Below are 16,214 nucleotides of genomic sequence, written 5' to 3'. Positions count from 1 at the left end.
TTGGGATTAAAACAGTTTTTCCATTTCTTCAGCACGGGTCACGGCCGATTGCATCGCTTTAGCAACAATGCCTCGAATATCATTTTCCTCAAGCGTACGAACCGCTTCTGCCGTTGTCCCTCCTTTAGAGGTGACCTGTTGGCGCAGGGTAGCTAAATCAGTCTCTGGATTCTCATTAACCATTTTGGCTGCGCCTAATGCGGTTTGTTGCACCAACAATCGAGCGGTGTCTTCATCAAAGCCACTTGCTATCGCTTGTTGCTGAATCGCTTCCATGAACAGGAAGAAATACGCCGGAGCACTACCAGCGGCAGCAATAATGTCATTGATGCCGGATTCTTGTTCAACCCAACAAACTTTACCAACAGCCTGCATCAGCTCACCTGCATAGGTTTTATCACTAACTGGTGTTATTGGGGAAGCAAATAGACCACTCATACCCTCACCTAATAAAGAAGGTGTATTCGGCATTACTCGAATCAGATTTAGTGGGCTGGCAAACATTTGTTGTAGACGCTCTATTGAGATTCCGGCAGCAATTGAAATGACCAGTTTGCCCTGAAAATCAATCGACTGAAGTGGTTTAGCCACTTGTTCCATTAATTGAGGTTTCACAGCCATCACAATCACATCGGCTTGTTGTGCTGCCTCAGTATTGTTCGTCGTCACTTGAATATCATAAGCCTGCTGCAAAGCAACTAACTTTGCTTCGCTGGGATTTGTCGCAGTAATACAATCTGGACGGTAGCCACTGGCCACCAATCCCGCGACGATGGAGCGAGTCATATTGCCCGCACCAATGAATGCGATCTTTCTTTGTTCCATTAACCCTATCCTAAATTAGAGGTACTTTGCGTCACTCTCTTATGTGTTACGCTTTGTTGCTGTAATCTCTCGCACCAAAGATAGCTGTTCCAATTCGAACTATGGTACTTCCAGCTTCTATCGCCGCTTCCATATCACCACTCATACCCATCGATAGCGTATCGACTTGAGGGTGCTTTTCTGCCAGCAAGCTTTTGACCTCTGCCAGTGCTTTAAAAGCAATGAGCTGAGATTGATAGTCACTAACATTCTCTGGAATTGACATTACTCCTCTTAACGTGAGGTTTGGTAATGAGGAAATCAATTGGGCAAGCTCTAAAACTTGCTCGCTATCGACACCAGACTTACTTGCTTCACTGCTAGTGTTCACCTGAATCAGTACTTGAATAGGCTTCATACCTTGAGGGCGCTGATCATTAAGTCGTTGGGCGATTTTGGCACGATCTACAGTATGAACCCAGTCAAAGTGCTCTGCGACTGGTCGTGTTTTGTTCGACTGAATAGGTCCAATAAAGTGCCATTCAATATCTATATCACCATGTTGTTCATTGAAATGAACAACTTTAGAAACGCCTTCTTGAACATAGTTTTCGCCAAAACGACGTTGACCTGCCTGACATGCGTCTAAAATTGCCTCAATAGGCTTAGTTTTACTGACCGCGAGCAATTGCACATCACCTTGCGCTCTCCCGCACTTTTGCTCAGCCTGTGCAATTTGGGAGGTGATTAGTTCGATATTTTGTTGAATACTAGTCATAGCTTACAAATTATAAGGAAAATGAATGGATATCACCGAGTTACTAGACTTTAGTGTAAAGCATAACGCTTCAGATCTACACCTTTCTGCTGGTGTCCCACCTATGGTACGTATTGATGGTGAAGTAAGAAAGCTTGGTATCCCTGCTCTTGAGCATTCTGAGGTCCATAAATTAGTTTTTGACATTATGAATGATAAACAGCGCAGCGAATACGAAGAGCATCTCGAAATCGATTTTTCATTTGATGTGCCCGATATCGGTCGTTTTCGTGTCAATGCGTTTAATCAATCTCGTGGCTGCTCTGCCGTTTTTCGTACCATCCCCAGTGAAGTCCCAACACTGGCGCAAATAGACGCACCCGACAAATTTTCCGAGATAGCCAGTTTAGAACGCGGCTTGGTATTAGTGACAGGGCCGACTGGTTCGGGTAAATCAACGACACTAGCTGCCATGGTCGACCACATTAACCAACATCAAAACAAACATATTCTGACCATTGAGGATCCTATTGAGTTTGTTCATCAGAATAAAAAATGTTTGGTTAACCAGCGAGAAGTTCATCGCGACACCCACAGTTTTAAAGCTGCACTCCGCTCTGCACTGCGTGAAGACCCGGACATCATTTTAGTCGGTGAGCTTCGAGATCAAGAGACCATTAGCTTAGCTCTTACCGCTGCCGAAACCGGCCACTTAGTCTTTGGCACTCTGCACACGAGCTCTGCAGCCAAAACCATTGACCGGATTATTGATGTATTTCCAGGCCAAGACAAAGAAATGGTTCGCTCTATGCTCTCAGAATCTTTACGAGCTGTTATCGCACAAACTCTGTTAAAGCGCGTGGGAGGTGGGCGCATCGCTTGTCATGAAATTATGCTAGCGACACCCGCTATCAGAAACCTAATTCGAGAAGATAAAGTAGCTCAGATGTACTCAATTATCCAAACAGGTGCGGCAAGTGGTATGCAGACCATGGAACAGCACTCTAAACGGTTATTGTCTCAAGGATTGGTTGAACTAGAAGAAGTGAATAAGAAGATTGAACAACATGGTTCAATGTTTCAATAGGACGAGATAATGCACAACATTGATACTATTCTAAATCACATGCTTGACGAAAAAGCCTCTGATCTTTACTTAACAGTCGATGCGCCACTGTTATATCGCGTAGATGGCGAACTGCAAGCAAAAGATGACAAGCTCACTACAGAGGCGATTCAAGCGCTTTTAAGCAGCGTCATGGAGCGTTCTAAGTACTCGGAGTATCAGACAACAAAAGAAGCTAATTTTGCGATAGTGAAGCCATACGGCCGTTTTAGAGTAAGTGCATTCTACCAGCGAGAATTGCCTGGTGCAGTCATCCGAAGAATTGAAACTCAGATACCGACCTTCGAGCAGCTTTCGTTGCCAGAAGTATTGCAAGATCTTGCAATAGCTAAACGCGGTTTAGTCTTAGTGGTAGGAGCTACTGGTTCGGGTAAATCTACCACTATGGCAGCGATGACAGGTTATCGAAATCAGCACCGCAGTGGTCATATTCTTACCGTCGAAGATCCCATCGAATTCGTTCATGAGCACGCAAAATGTATCGTGACACAGCGTGAGGTTGGGCTGGATACTGAAAGCTATGAAGTTGCTCTTAAAAATTCACTTCGACAAGCTCCTGATATGATTTTAATTGGTGAGATACGTTCTAGGGAAACGATGGAATACGCCATGTCGTTTGCTGAAACTGGGCACCTTTGTATCGCAACATTGCATGCGAATAATGCTAGCCAAGCTTTAGAGCGAATACTACACCTTACACCGGAAGATAGACGGGCACAGTTCCTCTTTGACTTATCTTCGAATTTAAAAGGCATTGTAGGACAACAGCTCATTCGAGATAAGAATGGACAGGGCCGTCACGGCGTTTTCGAGGTTCTACTAAATAGCCCTCGCATTTCCGAGCTCATCCGTAAAGGTGATTTACATGAAATCAAAGCTGCAATTGCGAAAGGTAAAGAAGTCGGAATGCAAACCTTTGATCAGGCCTTATTTGATTTGGTTTCAGCTGGCAAGATAAATCAAGAGGACGCTTTACACAGTGCTGATTCGCGAAATGATCTCAGATTAATGTTAAAGCTTCAAAGTAATGACAATAACAGCTCATCAAACCTTAGCGATATTAAGATTGATATGAGCTAATCACAGGCTCTAACCAGCATGAGAAAAGACTGTATTACTGCAATACGGTCTTTTTTACAGTTCAGGAGAGGGAAGGCAAACTCAAGATAACAAAAAAGGCTGCATCGTAAGATGCAGCCTTATAATGTGGCTCCCCCTGCGGGACTCGAACCTGCGACATACGGATTAACAGTCCGCCGTTCTACCAACTGAACTAAGGGGGAATTGCTTTTCGCAATAAAGTGGTGCCGACTACCGGAATCGAACTGGTGACCTACTGATTACAAGTCAGTTGCTCTACCTACTGAGCTAAGTCGGCACTTAAAGCAAGCTTTTGCTTACTTTTAAAAGTGGCTCCCCCTGCGGGACTCGAACCTGCGACATACGGATTAACAGTCCGCCGTTCTACCAACTGAACTAAGGGGGAATTACTTTACGTAATAAATGGTGCCGACTACCGGAATCGAACTGGTGACCTACTGATTACAAGTCAGTTGCTCTACCTACTGAGCTAAGTCGGCGACACTTTATTTGTTATTGCTCGTACTACTGTTAACAGCACCAACAATCTAAATTGTGGTGCCCGGAGGCGGAATCGAACCACCGACACGAGGATTTTCAATCCTCTGCTCTACCGACTGAGCTATCCGGGCGACGAGGTGTATTAAACGGTTTTTCGTCCTTTACGTCAACACTAAATTGCAAAAAAAATATCGTTTGGTGCTTTTCTATACTTAGCGTTCTGTTTTTATTCATTTGGCGCTCAAAAACAAGCCCTAGCAGTCGTTCGGCTCATTTAATGAATATAGATAAACTAGGCTCATTAACTTTCCCAGCACCAAATAAGTTAAGATTTTGTCCCCTAGTACAAAGAGAAAAACCTTGATGACTGAACCTCACAGCGAGCTACTTTGTGGTACAGCTCTAACGACAGCTGATTTAATGAACGAGTGGCCTGCTCTGTTTCTTCTACAACCGAGCGAAGTTCACTGCCACTTTGTTCAATCATGTTGATTCGTTGATAGGTATCGTCACTCACCTCTGTTTGTTCTGTTGTCGCTATCGCGATTTAAAGGCAAACAGCCTCTAAACAGAGCAACGACTTCTTGCAAAGCAGCTAAGGCAGTTTGTGGCTCAACAACCGTCGCTTCACTAGTCTGTGCGCAACAATTGATACTTTAAATGGCATGTTGTGAGCCTGACTGCAGGCTGCCTATCATTTCTTTAATCTCTTTTGTACTTTACTGAGTTCGGCCAGCAAGATTTCTGACTTCATCAGCAACAACGGAAAAGCTTGTGCATTACTCGCCAGCACAAGCAACCTCGATAGCGACATTCAATGCAAGTAGTTCGACCTGCTCAGCGATATCACTATCACACCCAGAACCCGTGCGATATTGTGAACATCAGAATCAAACTCAAAAACAGCGATCTCGATTTAATCGGTAGGAGTTGCCTCGTCAGCAGCAGATCGAGCGACAGGATACTTCGAAGGAGTCAATTAAATCATAGCGGTAGCAATCATTTCTTTGCTCTGCTGCTGCGTAGAAGTCAGCATCGACATCGTCAATGAGCGTTTACTTTCATCACTTACTTGTACCGTAATGGAAACTGTCACTTTCTCAATGCTAGACAAGAGTTAAATTAGAAACAAATTCGTTTGTTGTACTGAGTGTAGATACTTCCCTCATAAGCCATTTGTCCAAATTTGGTCGTGATATTTTCTTCAGCTAGATTTTGCACCGCAAGCAATACCTCTTGTGGGTCTCCTCCATGAATAGCTGAAATCCTCTTTAGTGATAGCAGTAACAAAGAAACGATAGCTACAACAAGGATCAAACATAAGAAGTGGTGTTCTCTCAGCTATTGATAGCTTATATTCTGTGTCCACACTCGGAAGCTTCTGAGTCCAGCTATATGCGACTGCCATACTTGTAGTGTTGCCAAGCTCAGAAAGGATAATGTCTGTAACACTTTGTCCAACACCATCTTTGAAATTGTGAAAACTCGTACCATAATGCAGAAGCACAGGATCAAGAGGAACAACAATAAACGTCCTATCCTCATCAGCTATATAAACGTATTCGCTATCTTTGTAGATGTCATTGCACCGTATTCTTATGGCGATAGTCTTATCTTCTTGCTCTGTTAGCTTGCCCCCTAAGGATAGTTTTTCTAACTGAACGCTGTGGAGTAGGTACTAGTAAAAACGTCTGTAACTCATGCTTTATCTTCTGCATTGCTTGCTACTCGAAGCGACCACAATACTATAGTCTAATAAGCGGTATAGCAGGCAATGACATAGAGTCATCTCTTATTTACTATCTTTCAGCTTATTGTCTTCAGCACAACGGTGCACTAGGGGAATGACAGCAGGCTCATATTGAAAGGAATATCAAAAGCCTTGTGGATATCGATATGGTGGTAGGGAAAGTGCACTTACTCTAGGGTAATGTTCTACGTGTGAAGCCACCTTTTGAGAAACGTAAAAGTCCCAGTCTTTCGGCGGAGGCGCCTAGCCTAAGGTTGAAATCAACCGGAAGTCGATCAAATTTTAGATAATAAAAAACCCGACGCTTTCGCATCGGGTTTTCTAATAAGTGGCGGAGTGGACGTCATCCGAACCGAACACCTTGAATACTTGCCGTATTTGGCTTCAAAAGGGATAGTACCCCTTTCGAATGATGCGCAGTGTACCCATACGTGTACCTAAAGTCAATACCTACTCTTTTTAAAATGAAATGAGACATATAGCTTCACTGATATGCATTAATTATTCGTTTTCTTCGCATCAGCTACGAACAATTGTTCACCCATTTTTCGATAGCTGTTAATCATAGATTGTCCCTTATCTGATATCAACCAATCACTTAGTACACGAGCACCCTTGGTATTAAGAGTAGGATAACGCTCTGGGTTCACAAGAATGACTTGGTATGGATTGAAGAGTTGCTTATCACCTTGAAACAATATTTCAAGGTCAAGCTTAGCTTGATAAGCAAGCCAAGTACCACGGTCTGTCATCGTATAACCTTGCATTTCTGAGGCCATATTAAGTGTTGGCCCCATTCCTTGGCCTACAGAACGATAGCCACCAAAATTAGGCTTCAGTTTCGTCTTTTTCCAGATTTCCAACTCTTTTTTGTTAGTGCCTGAATCATCACCACGAGATATGAAAATCGCGTTAGTTTTAGCAATGTTTGAGAATACTTCTTCTATCGTTTTTTGATCGTGTACATCTGCACTGTCTTTCTTTGGTCCAACGATAATAAAATCATTATGCATCACACTATGTGGTTCAATACCGAAGCCTGAGTTTACAAAACTTTGCTCAGCCTTTGGAGCATGCGTCATTACTACATCAACATCACCGTTTTCTCCCATCTTTAATGCTTTTCCAGTACCTACTGCAATAACATCGATATGATAACCGGTGTCTTTTTCAAACGCAGGGAGCAGGTAATCGAGTAAACCTGAGTGATATGTACTTGTGGTAGTTGCCAAACGAATATGATTAGCTATGGATGCGCTAAAAGCGGAATAACTTGAAAACATCAGGGATAATATTACTAATGAGTGTATCATTCGTTTCAATTTCATTAATTACTCCTTGTTAGAAAATATTAATTAAAAACTTTTAATACTAAGCAGATATCGTCGTTCTTTGATAGATGAAATATATTCACTACGTTATAAAATATCGAAATTTCCATCGACTTTAGAAAATAATGAACACGATTCTAGATACACCCGAGTTCAGGTAATAAGTGCGACACTTCATGGATAGAGCTAAGGAAGACAACCACTAGTTGAAATTGGAATGCTCTCCTGATCAGAGAAACAAGCTGCACAGTAAAAGATATCTTCAGAGCATATTGAGTTCACCCTATTGCTCATTGAACATGATTGGAGTCCTTAGCAAATCTCGGATGTGCTGACCTCTGTTAGGATACCCGTATGAATTTTATCAATACATCGCTGATAATAATGCTCTGGGGCAAGCTTTATCATCATTTAAAGCAAGATCATAAACGATACTGCAAAGGTAAAAGAACGACGGCGGAGCAATCAAATACTGTATCGAGAGATGAATGACCAAATGTTGCAGATACTTGTGAACGCTTTGGTGACTGGGAAATCGATACGGTCTTAGGTAAGCATGATACTGGTTCCATTGTAACGCTACTGAATCGCAAGAGCCGCTGCTTCTTGATACAAAAAGTGGATTCAAAGTCAGGTAAGGATGTAGCTAAAGCCACTATTGAGTTGCTCAAGCCATACACAGGGCATGTACTACCATCACCGCTAACAATGGTCGGGAGTTTGCCCGCCATGAGTTAATTGAAAAGGCGTTGGATGCAGAGCGTTACTTTGCTCATCCGTGCAGCTCGTGGGAACGTGGGAACGTGGGAACGTGGGAACGTGGGAACGTGGGAACGTGGGAACGTGGAGCAAATAGAAATGCCAATGGATTACTTCGTCAATATGTATCCAAGAAGTCAAACTTGCGTTGAAGTTGGAGATGAGGTGATACAACTTGCGATGTTGAGAATAAACTTTAGGCCGAAAAAGTGTTTATTAGATAGCGAAGTGTCGCACTTTAGATTTGAAGACGTGCTTTACCCAGAGGGTAAAGTCATCAATACAAATTGAAGAAGTTAACATCATAAATTTATTTAAGTCTTGTCTGTGGGTTTGATTCGATCTACACATCATTGTGAAAGAGTCTATTTCTGCATAACTCATACTCCTTTTAGGGACACATCGCCACGGCAACTGGCTGAACAATATGCCACTACACCTAAAAAACAGAGACTAAAATTACAGATTTTTTGATAAGCGAGTTTCATAGGGCTATCCACAACCGCCAGATTATGCCAAAGATTGTGGAACTATTCGATCACATCGTCGCTATAAACCCCTTCTTGCTGACAGTAGTGATAGAACTTTTTAACAACAGTAACAAACTCCCAGAGTTCGTCATTATAAACACCATTAGGCACCACTGCTTGCGCCTCCATTATTTGCTTCATCTCCGACGACAAATAAACTATCCCATCCTGGAGCCGCATTTTACGACATTCTGACTCTCGAAATTCTTGAGTCAACTTTTTACGTTCCTCTGAAAGGGTTTGCTCAAGCTTATCAAACCGCTCAGCAATCGAAGGCTTGTGCTCTTCAGCAGCCGCTTCCGCGATGAGGTTAAAGACCACTGAGTTTTTGCTTGATTTCCTCTTCTTAGCTAAACGTTCAAGCTTATTGTGTATAGGGACAGGCATTGACACACTATACGTTTTCTTATCTTGAGGAAACGCTCTCCCCCAGCGCTTTTGAATACTGACTAGATGCGGCTGCCCATCAGAACTGTCAAGCCACTCTGCTACCTCAACACTTGCCCGATAATCTTGATCACGTAACTCAGCCCTAGCTTCCACAGGTATACGAAAAAATCTCTCTATCTCCACCAACCAACCTTGATGTTTTTGTTTTTTTGCATCGAACCCAACTAGGTGTCTCTCTAAAGGATTAAAATTTGTTAAACGACTCATTGTCTCGCACCCACTTTTTTTTAAATAAATATAATACTACATTATGCATATCACACTACGTGCAATATACACGCAACAACCCAAACCACACGCACCAAACTTAACTTCAAAACCTATTTACACCGTACAGCAACCCTAGGTAATTACGGGCACTCGCTACAGTCAGCTTGCCAAAACGCTTAATTAGAATTAGTGTGGTTAGTATGCTAGTTCAACTAAAAAATTACAAATTCATTTATTTTACTATGGCGAAGAAATGAAGGATTTTAAAAGGCGTATTACGACAATCAGCACTGTCATTCCCAGTAAAGGATATACTGTCTACTGCCAATCAAAAGAGGATGGGGTACAGATAACTTCATGGTCCCCCTCAACGAGTGCTCTAGGAAAGCCGCGAGAGGTTTATAACGAGTGGTTTGAGCAAGCCTCTGGTTGCATTACGAAAGAAAAACTTAATATGGTGTGCATTTTTCCTGTCGCAGCGGACTACCCTAACGCTCTTATCTCGTTGATAGACAGTGAAGTACACTTTCCTTATGGGGACACATCATTACTGTCTAGATCTATAGCTCAACGCTGGAAGCAAAAAGCGATCTCCTCTAGCACAATAATCAATGCGCTCCTTCAACTAAAAATACCATTGAATCATCTCTCAGAGGCGCATCGTTTGATTGTCCTCGTTCTTAAACATGTTTGGCTGCCATTTGGCTTAGTGTCAATCTCCGGCACACAAATGTCACGCAAACTGTCAATGCCGAAAGAAAAGGTCGAGACATTGCTCTCATGGTTTTGCGAGCTCAAGCTGATAGAACACCATTGGCAAAAGAGCCTGTGTATTAATCGCACCTTTTTAAAGCATTTCACAGACTACCCTGTGGTAAAGACATATGTCGTTCAGTATTGTAAGCAACTAAAGATACGTACCTGCTCGGACTACCAGGCAGCTAAGGCGTTTTTGACGCTGAGGAAATACCTGTTAAAGTTAAGCCACACCTATCCAGTAAAAGAACATGAAAAACGGCTCCAAATAACAAAGAGATTCATCCTAGACCACCATTTCAAACTCAAAGGACGTCCAAAAAAAGACTTTGAGATGCTAGTTTTGTCGGATTACCAATATGATCTATTCCGTGTGCCTCAGCCTCACTCTAAACACTCAGACTCAACTTTACATCCGAATGAAGGGAAAGCATGAATACATAGTTGCCACTGACTCTGCCGCATTGACCATGCTGCCATTTGAATGCCTATTCACTGAGGGAGGATACACACATTACGTCACCCATCTTAAGATGGAACTTAAGAAAGTTGGACTGCTCTATCTAACTCAGTGCTTTCAAGACGGCAGAATCAAAAGAAAAAGTACACACCGTATCGCGATAGAGAATTACATTGATGAAATTGCCGTCATTATCCCCTCTCCCATTCAACTTCACTCGCATTATGATAAGCAGGCGCTTATTCTGGCGTCATACCAAGAGATCGTTTGTTATCCAAGAAGGGCTTACTGCGATAAACCTATTCTCCCTCAAGCCATAGATAACAAAATACTATCCTTAACAGCAAAGAGAATTCTCCAAATTGTAGCGAGGTGCACCAATTTAATTTCGGATGAGTGTTGCATCACTTGCACGGATCTCTACCGTCTAGCAGACATTCCAAGAGCGACTATCGATAAAGTCATGAACTCACCTGTAATACGAAGCGTATTGGTGAAAGAAAAGTTCAATGGATGTAAGGAGATGGGATTTTCTTGGACGGAAAAAGGAAGAAACATCATGTTGATGACATCGTTAGAGAATTATGCAGCTAGACAATCCGATGGATTGGGAACCGATTGGCCCAATTATTCATTCCGGGTTCATACCGTACTCATCAAACGATTGAGAGATGAATATAAGAAACAACTAAAAAAGAGCCAAAACCCAACAGTGCAAAAAGAAGCTGCGATCTCCTTAACCTTATTAGATTCGTACTAATAACTAATCCAATACAGTCATGAGCATTGCTTTGTAATTATCACTACGGAGCAATCTCATGACAGCAACACTGACTCAACCCGACCTCAAACTTATCCGAATTAACGACCTCGCCCAAATGATTGGCTACCATACAAGCTCAATCAACCACATGGTTTCAGAAGGTCGCTTCCCCCAACGAATAAAAATAGGACCAAGAGCCAGCGGCTGGCTCCTTCCTGAAGTTAAATCGTGGATAAATCAAACTTGGAATTTTGGTGATTCATACAGCCCACCGTTACTCGACGAACCTCGTTTATTAAATAGGAAAGAAGTCCTCTATATTCTTGGCGTTAAAAGAGATTCGCTGTACCGAATGATTGAAAGAGAAGAATTTCCAGAAGGGAAAGTACTAGGTCACCGAGAGCGGCGCTGGCACTACAACGACATCATGAGTTGGCTGGCAAGTAAAATTCAAGAGCGAGATAACAAGGTGGATTAAACATAAACGCCCTCCTCTAGCTAAACACACCACCAGCAACATTTAAAACGCACAACGTAACCCTTCACTCATTTCATTCGATTGTCCTCAACGACCTTCACTAATATTATTCTCAGATTCTACCAGTGAATAGTGGAATCATTTGCTCTGGGGATATTCTGACACTTGAAGACAAGAATGAGGCTAGCATCCTATTTAGAGAGCACTCATGAAGACACTGTCCATTTCCACGCCAAACAACGCTGTATTATTTGACTCATGCTTGTTACATCAAATCCATGCCACATTAGCAAGACTCACTCACTTAGCTTTTCGTCGCCATTGTCAGAGGCTTTGCTTAAGATTTACCGTCTCTCAAACACAGGCGATTGACGTTACCCTATGTCAGCAGAAAACCGACGACTGGAAGATAGAGCACATCACACAATGGCAAAGACTCGATACCAGCCAACCTTCTATTTCGCATTGGTTCGATTTTAAGAAACATCACTTTCAAACCACCGATACCTCTTATTATTCGATGAACTCCATGCAACACGACACTCGATTAAAAGATAGCTTTGAACGCTGGCAATCCATATTTCTTAGCTCACCGATTGTTGATGCTCAGTTAAGGTTACTGCCTTAACACATAACCCGACGCTTTAAAGGCAGAAGGGCGATATAACGCCCTTTCTACCATTTCTATTCGTCTAGCTTAAGTGAAGCGCAACTAAGTTTGCGATAGCCACTAATACATGCTTATTCAAACTATCAGCCCACCAGCACATAGCGATCACCCAAATACCAACATAGGTCGTCGGCTAGACTCTCCTACGTGCAGACAAAACAACACTGGCGATTCTCTTGGATGCAGACCAGTGCTCAATGGAAAAAAGTACCCGACATTTGAACCTCTAGAGCAAGTACTAGATACGGTAAAGAAAAACCAACATGGTTGTTTTTGGGGATAACACGTCCCCCAAAACTTATCCTCTCCCCAAAGCTAACTTCCGAGTGGATGTTGAACCATACGTGACGCTCAAAAAGCCACTAATCGCCTTATTGGGCAAGAGCTTTTATCTCAACATTCATATCACTTATTTTCAGAATGAGTTCGGATGTATTAGTACTCCAAGCTTTATTTATCTATTTATCTATTTATCTATTTATCTATTTATCTAACACTATCTAGTACTACACTAATCAATACCACTAAAGTAATAACCACTACCTAGTCATAGAATAAGAATCACCTTATGCAGTGCATCATCAATATCGATAGCTTGTTCTTCGTATGTCGAGATAATAAACATAAAAGATAACCTTGAGCATGATGGACGATGGATAGGCGGCCGCCCTGTTTTGGTCATTGCAGTAGTGCTCATCAAAAGATGATAGTTCGAGATGATTATCGAGTATGCGATATCCCATATTGTCGATAATGTCAGGGATGAATTGCTCGTCAATGATGACAGAGACAAACATGTTTTTGTTCGAGTAATCGGCTTTGAAGTTAAGCATGACCGTGTCTCGTGGCGAATGATTTAGATTAGCTCACAAATAATTAATGCGTTCAAGTTCATATCTTGATGAAATGGCGGTAGGATCATAATTAAGAACGAGTGAGGGAGAAATCCTACTGGCTCGTTAGGCGAGCGAAAGGATAAGAACGAATGGAACTAACATGTCATTGCGGAGAAGTGCGATTAGATTTGGCATTTATCCCTCATGAGGTAGGAGAGTGCAATTGTTCTATTTGTAGACGTTACGCTGCATTTTGGGGCTACTTTTCACCAGATGATGTCACGACAGAAGGATGCACCAATTTCTACTGCTGGGGCGACAAAGAGGTCGAGTTTCACCGTTGCAGTAATTGTGGTTGCGTGACACATTACATTACCACGGATAAATGTCCTGAACGAATTCTAGCTGTGAATATGAAGCTTGCCTCCGTTGAAACACTGTCTCAATTACCAAAAAGAAAGATCAATGGAGCGTCGTACTAGCCCACCTAATAAGGCTATGTGTCACCAGAAGGAATGGAAGTACATATTGAAGTCACTTACCCAAACCAAGCTTAGGCCATCGATATCACGTATGCTCCAATGGCCATAGGGCTCTAATACTTAGTTGCTATTATCGACTGGTATAGCCGCAGGGTATTGTCTTGGCAACTATCCAACACCATGGACACGAGCTTTTGTATCGAAGCGCTTGAGGAAGCACTTAAACATTATGGGTCACCTGATATCTTCAACTCAGATCAAGGACTCAATGACCTCACTCCTGATGAGGCCTACTTCGGCAGACAAAGATACGCTGCATAAGCTGGTTCAACCACTTAAGAAATTAGCTTATGTGTTTCGAAAAGCACCTTGGTGAATTTGCCCGTGCGAGATTAGCCTTTAATATGGTTGATTATATTACTAGTGAAGGTTTACCTTTTCACGTTTTTGTTACTCGTGCTCCTCAAGCCATGGCCGCTCCGAAAGATCAACACGCCCTAGCCAAAGTTTTTAAGTTTAAATGTACTATCTGCTTTTCTCCGGAAAGGTAGATTAAGCAACAGCTTCAACTTGCTGCTCTTTCTCAATTGCTAGGCTCTCACGGTACTCTGCTGCTTCTGCTTTCAGAGTCCAGTGAACTTCATCTAAGCCTTGCTGCTCAACCGCCTGCTTAACTTCTGCAATTGTTGTCTTGAAGAACTCTTTACGAGGGTTAATCTTGTTTACAGACTGCTCATGGAATTTCTTGTGAAGCTCTTTTTCTAAGGCAGGGGCATCATCACTATAAATCATTGCATGCACATCAAATGAGAATGGTACAGACGCATCACCCAGCTCTTTAACTCGGTCCATTGGTTCAAGACGGCGAGTCATACCAATCTTAAAGACTTCCTTACCGAAGCTACCAACGTTACTGATTACATATACGTGACCACGGCGTGTCTGCTGTGCCATTGATAGAGCACGTTGGCCTTTCTCTTCAGCTTCTTTTAACTTGCTTTCAAGCTCTGCGAGTTGAGCTTCAAACTCAGCTTTTTGTTCCTCCGTTGCTTGACTAAGTGCTGAGCGCGCTTTTTCCAATGCTTTTTGTAGCAACTTCTCTTCTTTCTCAGCTTCTTTACGTGCTTTTTCTATTTCACGGATAGCGCGCTCTTCTTCGCGAATCTGAGCTTTAATCTCGGCTTGTTCTTCTTTTTCTATCTTTCTAAGTTCAAACGCCGCAACTGCCCATTTTAGTTCGGTTAGGCGAGCATCTAAGTACTCTTGGTTAATGCGAGCATTGCGAAAAGGTGTACCGTTATGATTCACCAATGCATAGGCATCGAGGATCTCTTGCTTAATTTTTCCAAAGTTATCGTGTTTCACTTTAGCTAATGCACTGTCGACCTTACCGTTGAATGCATCAACCGCAAAGTGGATTGCATAGGCCTTACGATGGACTTCTACGTAATCACATGCGCCCGCGTGACCTTCTTTCACCATTGCTTTAACACGTTTACGAGCAGCTTTTAGTTCTTCACCTGCTTCTTTATGACTGTACTCTTCGGCTAAATCATCTAACACAGAATGGTTTGGAATGATGTAATCATCTTTATACCCCTCAATCGTGTTACGCATTGCTCGAATCGCTTGTTCGTAAGAATCGGCTTTCGCTTTTGCTGCATAGGCATCACCGGCAATCTCTTGGGCTTGTGCTTCAGCAAAACTAACGACTTTACTTGCTTCTTCGCGCGCATCACTCTTGATGGTTTCAGCTTTTTCTTTGGCTTCATTTAGCTTTTGGCGAGTCTCTTTGCGAAGTGTTTCGGCCTCTGAAAGTACACTTTCTGCTTGGTGGCGTGTTGCGGCTGCATCTTTTTCAGCATCATCAAGAAGCTGTTGCGTATGTTTCTCCATGTTGATGATTGAACAGTATTTTTCTCGGAGAGTATCGACTTCATCACGAGCATTTTTCAATTCGCCTTGGCTAACCGTCAAATTCTGACGAACTTCAATGGTTTTCAATTTAGCTTCTTGAACTTCGTCCTCAAGCTGACGTTTCTTGCTCTTATTACGGAAGTGAAAAATCACAAGTAGCAGAAGAGGGAGGAAAAATATAGTGAGAGCTATGACGGTGCCTGTATCCATTTATATTACCTAGCTAGTTTTTTACTGATGTTAAAAAGGAAGTAGCCTACCTTTAGTCACTTGAGTGCCTTCTATGGGCGACCACAAGTAGTAAGTTAAGTCTTTATAAGTATCTGTTACAACTTTGCCTAAAATAACAAGGACAGACACTATAAGAATACCACTTTCTTCGCTCCTAACGATGGGCTTTTTTACTTTACCACACCTGTAGTTATTCATGATTTGTTACTATTACAAAGGTCGCGAATCTCACGCTTAGGTTTCGTTAATCTCACGTTTGGGACAGTTGAGTTGTATTTACGGTGCTGGTGGCGTAAGACGAGCAGGTGAATGTAATGAGTTTA

Annotated in this window: 14 protein-coding genes, 5 tRNA genes and 3 pseudogenes; 9 read left to right on the top strand and 13 right to left on the bottom strand. The window is 42.4% G+C overall.

Going from position 1 to position 16,214, the window contains the following annotated elements; genetic code table 11:
* Positions 1–6: 6 nt before the first annotated feature.
* Entirely contained in the window at positions 7–825 is an 819-nt protein-coding gene (gene proC / locus HW45_RS01930) for a pyrroline-5-carboxylate reductase (RefSeq protein ID WP_038224292.1), read from the bottom strand.
* A 46-nt stretch (positions 826–871) separates the two neighbouring features.
* Entirely contained in the window at positions 872–1,582 is a 711-nt protein-coding gene (locus tag HW45_RS01925) for a YggS family pyridoxal phosphate-dependent enzyme (protein WP_038224289.1), read from the bottom strand.
* 25 nt (positions 1,583–1,607) lie between these two features.
* On the opposite strand from HW45_RS01925, the gene HW45_RS01920 reads away from it, so the two are divergent.
* Together HW45_RS01920 and HW45_RS01915 are read left to right on the top strand one after the other, a co-directional pair.
* Complete coding sequence (locus tag HW45_RS01920; protein WP_038224287.1) at positions 1,608–2,648, top strand: type IV pilus twitching motility protein PilT; 1,041 nt, start codon at positions 1,608–1,610, stop codon at positions 2,646–2,648.
* A 9-nt stretch (positions 2,649–2,657) separates the two neighbouring features.
* Positions 2,658–3,767: a PilT/PilU family type 4a pilus ATPase gene (locus tag HW45_RS01915; protein ID WP_038224286.1), complete on the top strand. Its 1,110-nt coding sequence runs from the start codon at positions 2,658–2,660 to the stop codon at positions 3,765–3,767.
* Between the two features lie 127 nt (positions 3,768–3,894).
* Here HW45_RS01915 and HW45_RS01910 read toward each other — a convergent pair.
* The 8 genes from HW45_RS01910 to HW45_RS01885 form a co-directional block, all read right to left on the bottom strand.
* A tRNA-Asn gene (locus tag HW45_RS01910) sits at positions 3,895–3,970 on the bottom strand.
* 19 nt (positions 3,971–3,989) lie between these two features.
* A tRNA-Thr gene (locus tag HW45_RS01905) sits at positions 3,990–4,065 on the bottom strand.
* A 32-nt stretch (positions 4,066–4,097) separates the two neighbouring features.
* A tRNA-Asn gene (locus tag HW45_RS01900) sits at positions 4,098–4,173 on the bottom strand.
* Positions 4,174–4,191: 18 nt separating this feature from the next.
* Positions 4,192–4,267: transfer RNA gene (locus tag HW45_RS01895), tRNA-Thr, on the bottom strand.
* Positions 4,268–4,323: 56 nt separating this feature from the next.
* Positions 4,324–4,399, bottom strand: a tRNA-Phe gene (locus HW45_RS01890).
* Positions 4,400–4,608: 209 nt separating this feature from the next.
* Positions 4,609–4,755 carry a hypothetical protein gene (locus HW45_RS29825; protein WP_235225336.1) on the bottom strand — a complete coding sequence of 49 codons (147 nt, stop codon included), beginning with the start codon at positions 4,753–4,755 and terminating at the stop codon, positions 4,609–4,611.
* A gap of 717 nt (positions 4,756–5,472) precedes the next feature.
* Complete coding sequence (locus HW45_RS29820) at positions 5,473–5,868, bottom strand: cache domain-containing protein (RefSeq protein ID WP_235225340.1); 396 nt, start codon at positions 5,866–5,868, stop codon at positions 5,473–5,475.
* Between the two features lie 647 nt (positions 5,869–6,515).
* Positions 6,516–7,340: a substrate-binding domain-containing protein gene (locus HW45_RS01885; RefSeq protein WP_038224370.1), complete on the bottom strand. Its 825-nt coding sequence runs from the start codon at positions 7,338–7,340 to the stop codon at positions 6,516–6,518.
* 265 nt (positions 7,341–7,605) lie between these two features.
* Here HW45_RS01885 and HW45_RS29815 point away from each other — a divergent pair.
* Positions 7,606–8,399 (top strand): annotated as a pseudogene (locus HW45_RS29815) (IS30 family transposase); the annotation flags it as partial.
* Between the two features lie 239 nt (positions 8,400–8,638).
* On the opposite strand, the gene HW45_RS01875 reads toward HW45_RS29815, so the two are convergent.
* A complete protein-coding gene (locus HW45_RS01875; protein ID WP_038224282.1) occupies positions 8,639–9,295 on the bottom strand; it encodes a hypothetical protein in 657 nt (218 codons plus the stop codon).
* 256 nt (positions 9,296–9,551) lie between these two features.
* Between HW45_RS01875 and HW45_RS01870 the strand changes: the two genes are divergently transcribed.
* The 4 genes from HW45_RS01870 to HW45_RS29190 all read left to right on the top strand — a co-directional run bounded on the left by HW45_RS01870 (position 9,552) and on the right by HW45_RS29190 (position 12,383).
* On the top strand, positions 9,552–10,490 hold the full coding sequence (locus HW45_RS01870) for a hypothetical protein (protein ID WP_038224279.1): 939 nt from the start codon (positions 9,552–9,554) through the stop codon (positions 10,488–10,490).
* Entirely contained in the window at positions 10,474–11,274 is an 801-nt protein-coding gene (locus HW45_RS01865; RefSeq protein WP_038224277.1) for a hypothetical protein, read from the top strand. The genes HW45_RS01870 and HW45_RS01865 overlap by 17 nt, the downstream gene beginning before the upstream one ends.
* 58 nt (positions 11,275–11,332) lie before the next feature.
* Positions 11,333–11,755 carry a helix-turn-helix transcriptional regulator gene (locus tag HW45_RS28180; protein ID WP_051867661.1) on the top strand — a complete coding sequence of 141 codons (423 nt, stop codon included), beginning with the start codon at positions 11,333–11,335 and terminating at the stop codon, positions 11,753–11,755.
* A 208-nt stretch (positions 11,756–11,963) separates the two neighbouring features.
* Positions 11,964–12,383 (top strand): hypothetical protein, encoded by a 420-nt coding sequence (locus tag HW45_RS29190; protein WP_152559591.1) that lies wholly within the window; start codon positions 11,964–11,966, stop codon positions 12,381–12,383.
* Positions 12,384–13,036: 653 nt separating this feature from the next.
* Here HW45_RS29190 and HW45_RS01850 read toward each other — a convergent pair.
* Positions 13,037–13,258, bottom strand: a pseudogene (locus HW45_RS01850) (transposase); the annotation flags it as partial.
* A 152-nt stretch (positions 13,259–13,410) separates the two neighbouring features.
* On the opposite strand from HW45_RS01850, the gene HW45_RS28615 reads away from it, so the two are divergent.
* The gene (locus HW45_RS28615; protein WP_081875737.1) at positions 13,411–13,743 is read left to right on the top strand and encodes a GFA family protein; all 333 of its coding nucleotides are present in this window, start codon (positions 13,411–13,413) and stop codon (positions 13,741–13,743) included.
* A 45-nt stretch (positions 13,744–13,788) separates the two neighbouring features.
* A pseudogene (locus HW45_RS28610) lies at positions 13,789–14,064 on the top strand (DDE-type integrase/transposase/recombinase); the annotation flags it as partial.
* Between the two features lie 231 nt (positions 14,065–14,295).
* Here HW45_RS28610 and HW45_RS01840 read toward each other — a convergent pair.
* Positions 14,296–15,870, bottom strand: a complete 1,575-nt coding sequence (locus HW45_RS01840) for a DUF4041 domain-containing protein (protein WP_038224272.1) — start codon at positions 15,868–15,870, stop codon at positions 14,296–14,298.
* Positions 15,871–16,214 lie beyond the last annotated feature (344 nt).

Origin of the sequence: Vibrio sp. ER1A (assembly GCF_000733315.1) — a bacterium.
Lineage (GTDB): Bacteria > Pseudomonadota > Gammaproteobacteria > Enterobacterales > Vibrionaceae > Vibrio > Vibrio mediterranei.
This window is presented reverse-complemented; position numbering and strand designations above follow the sequence as displayed.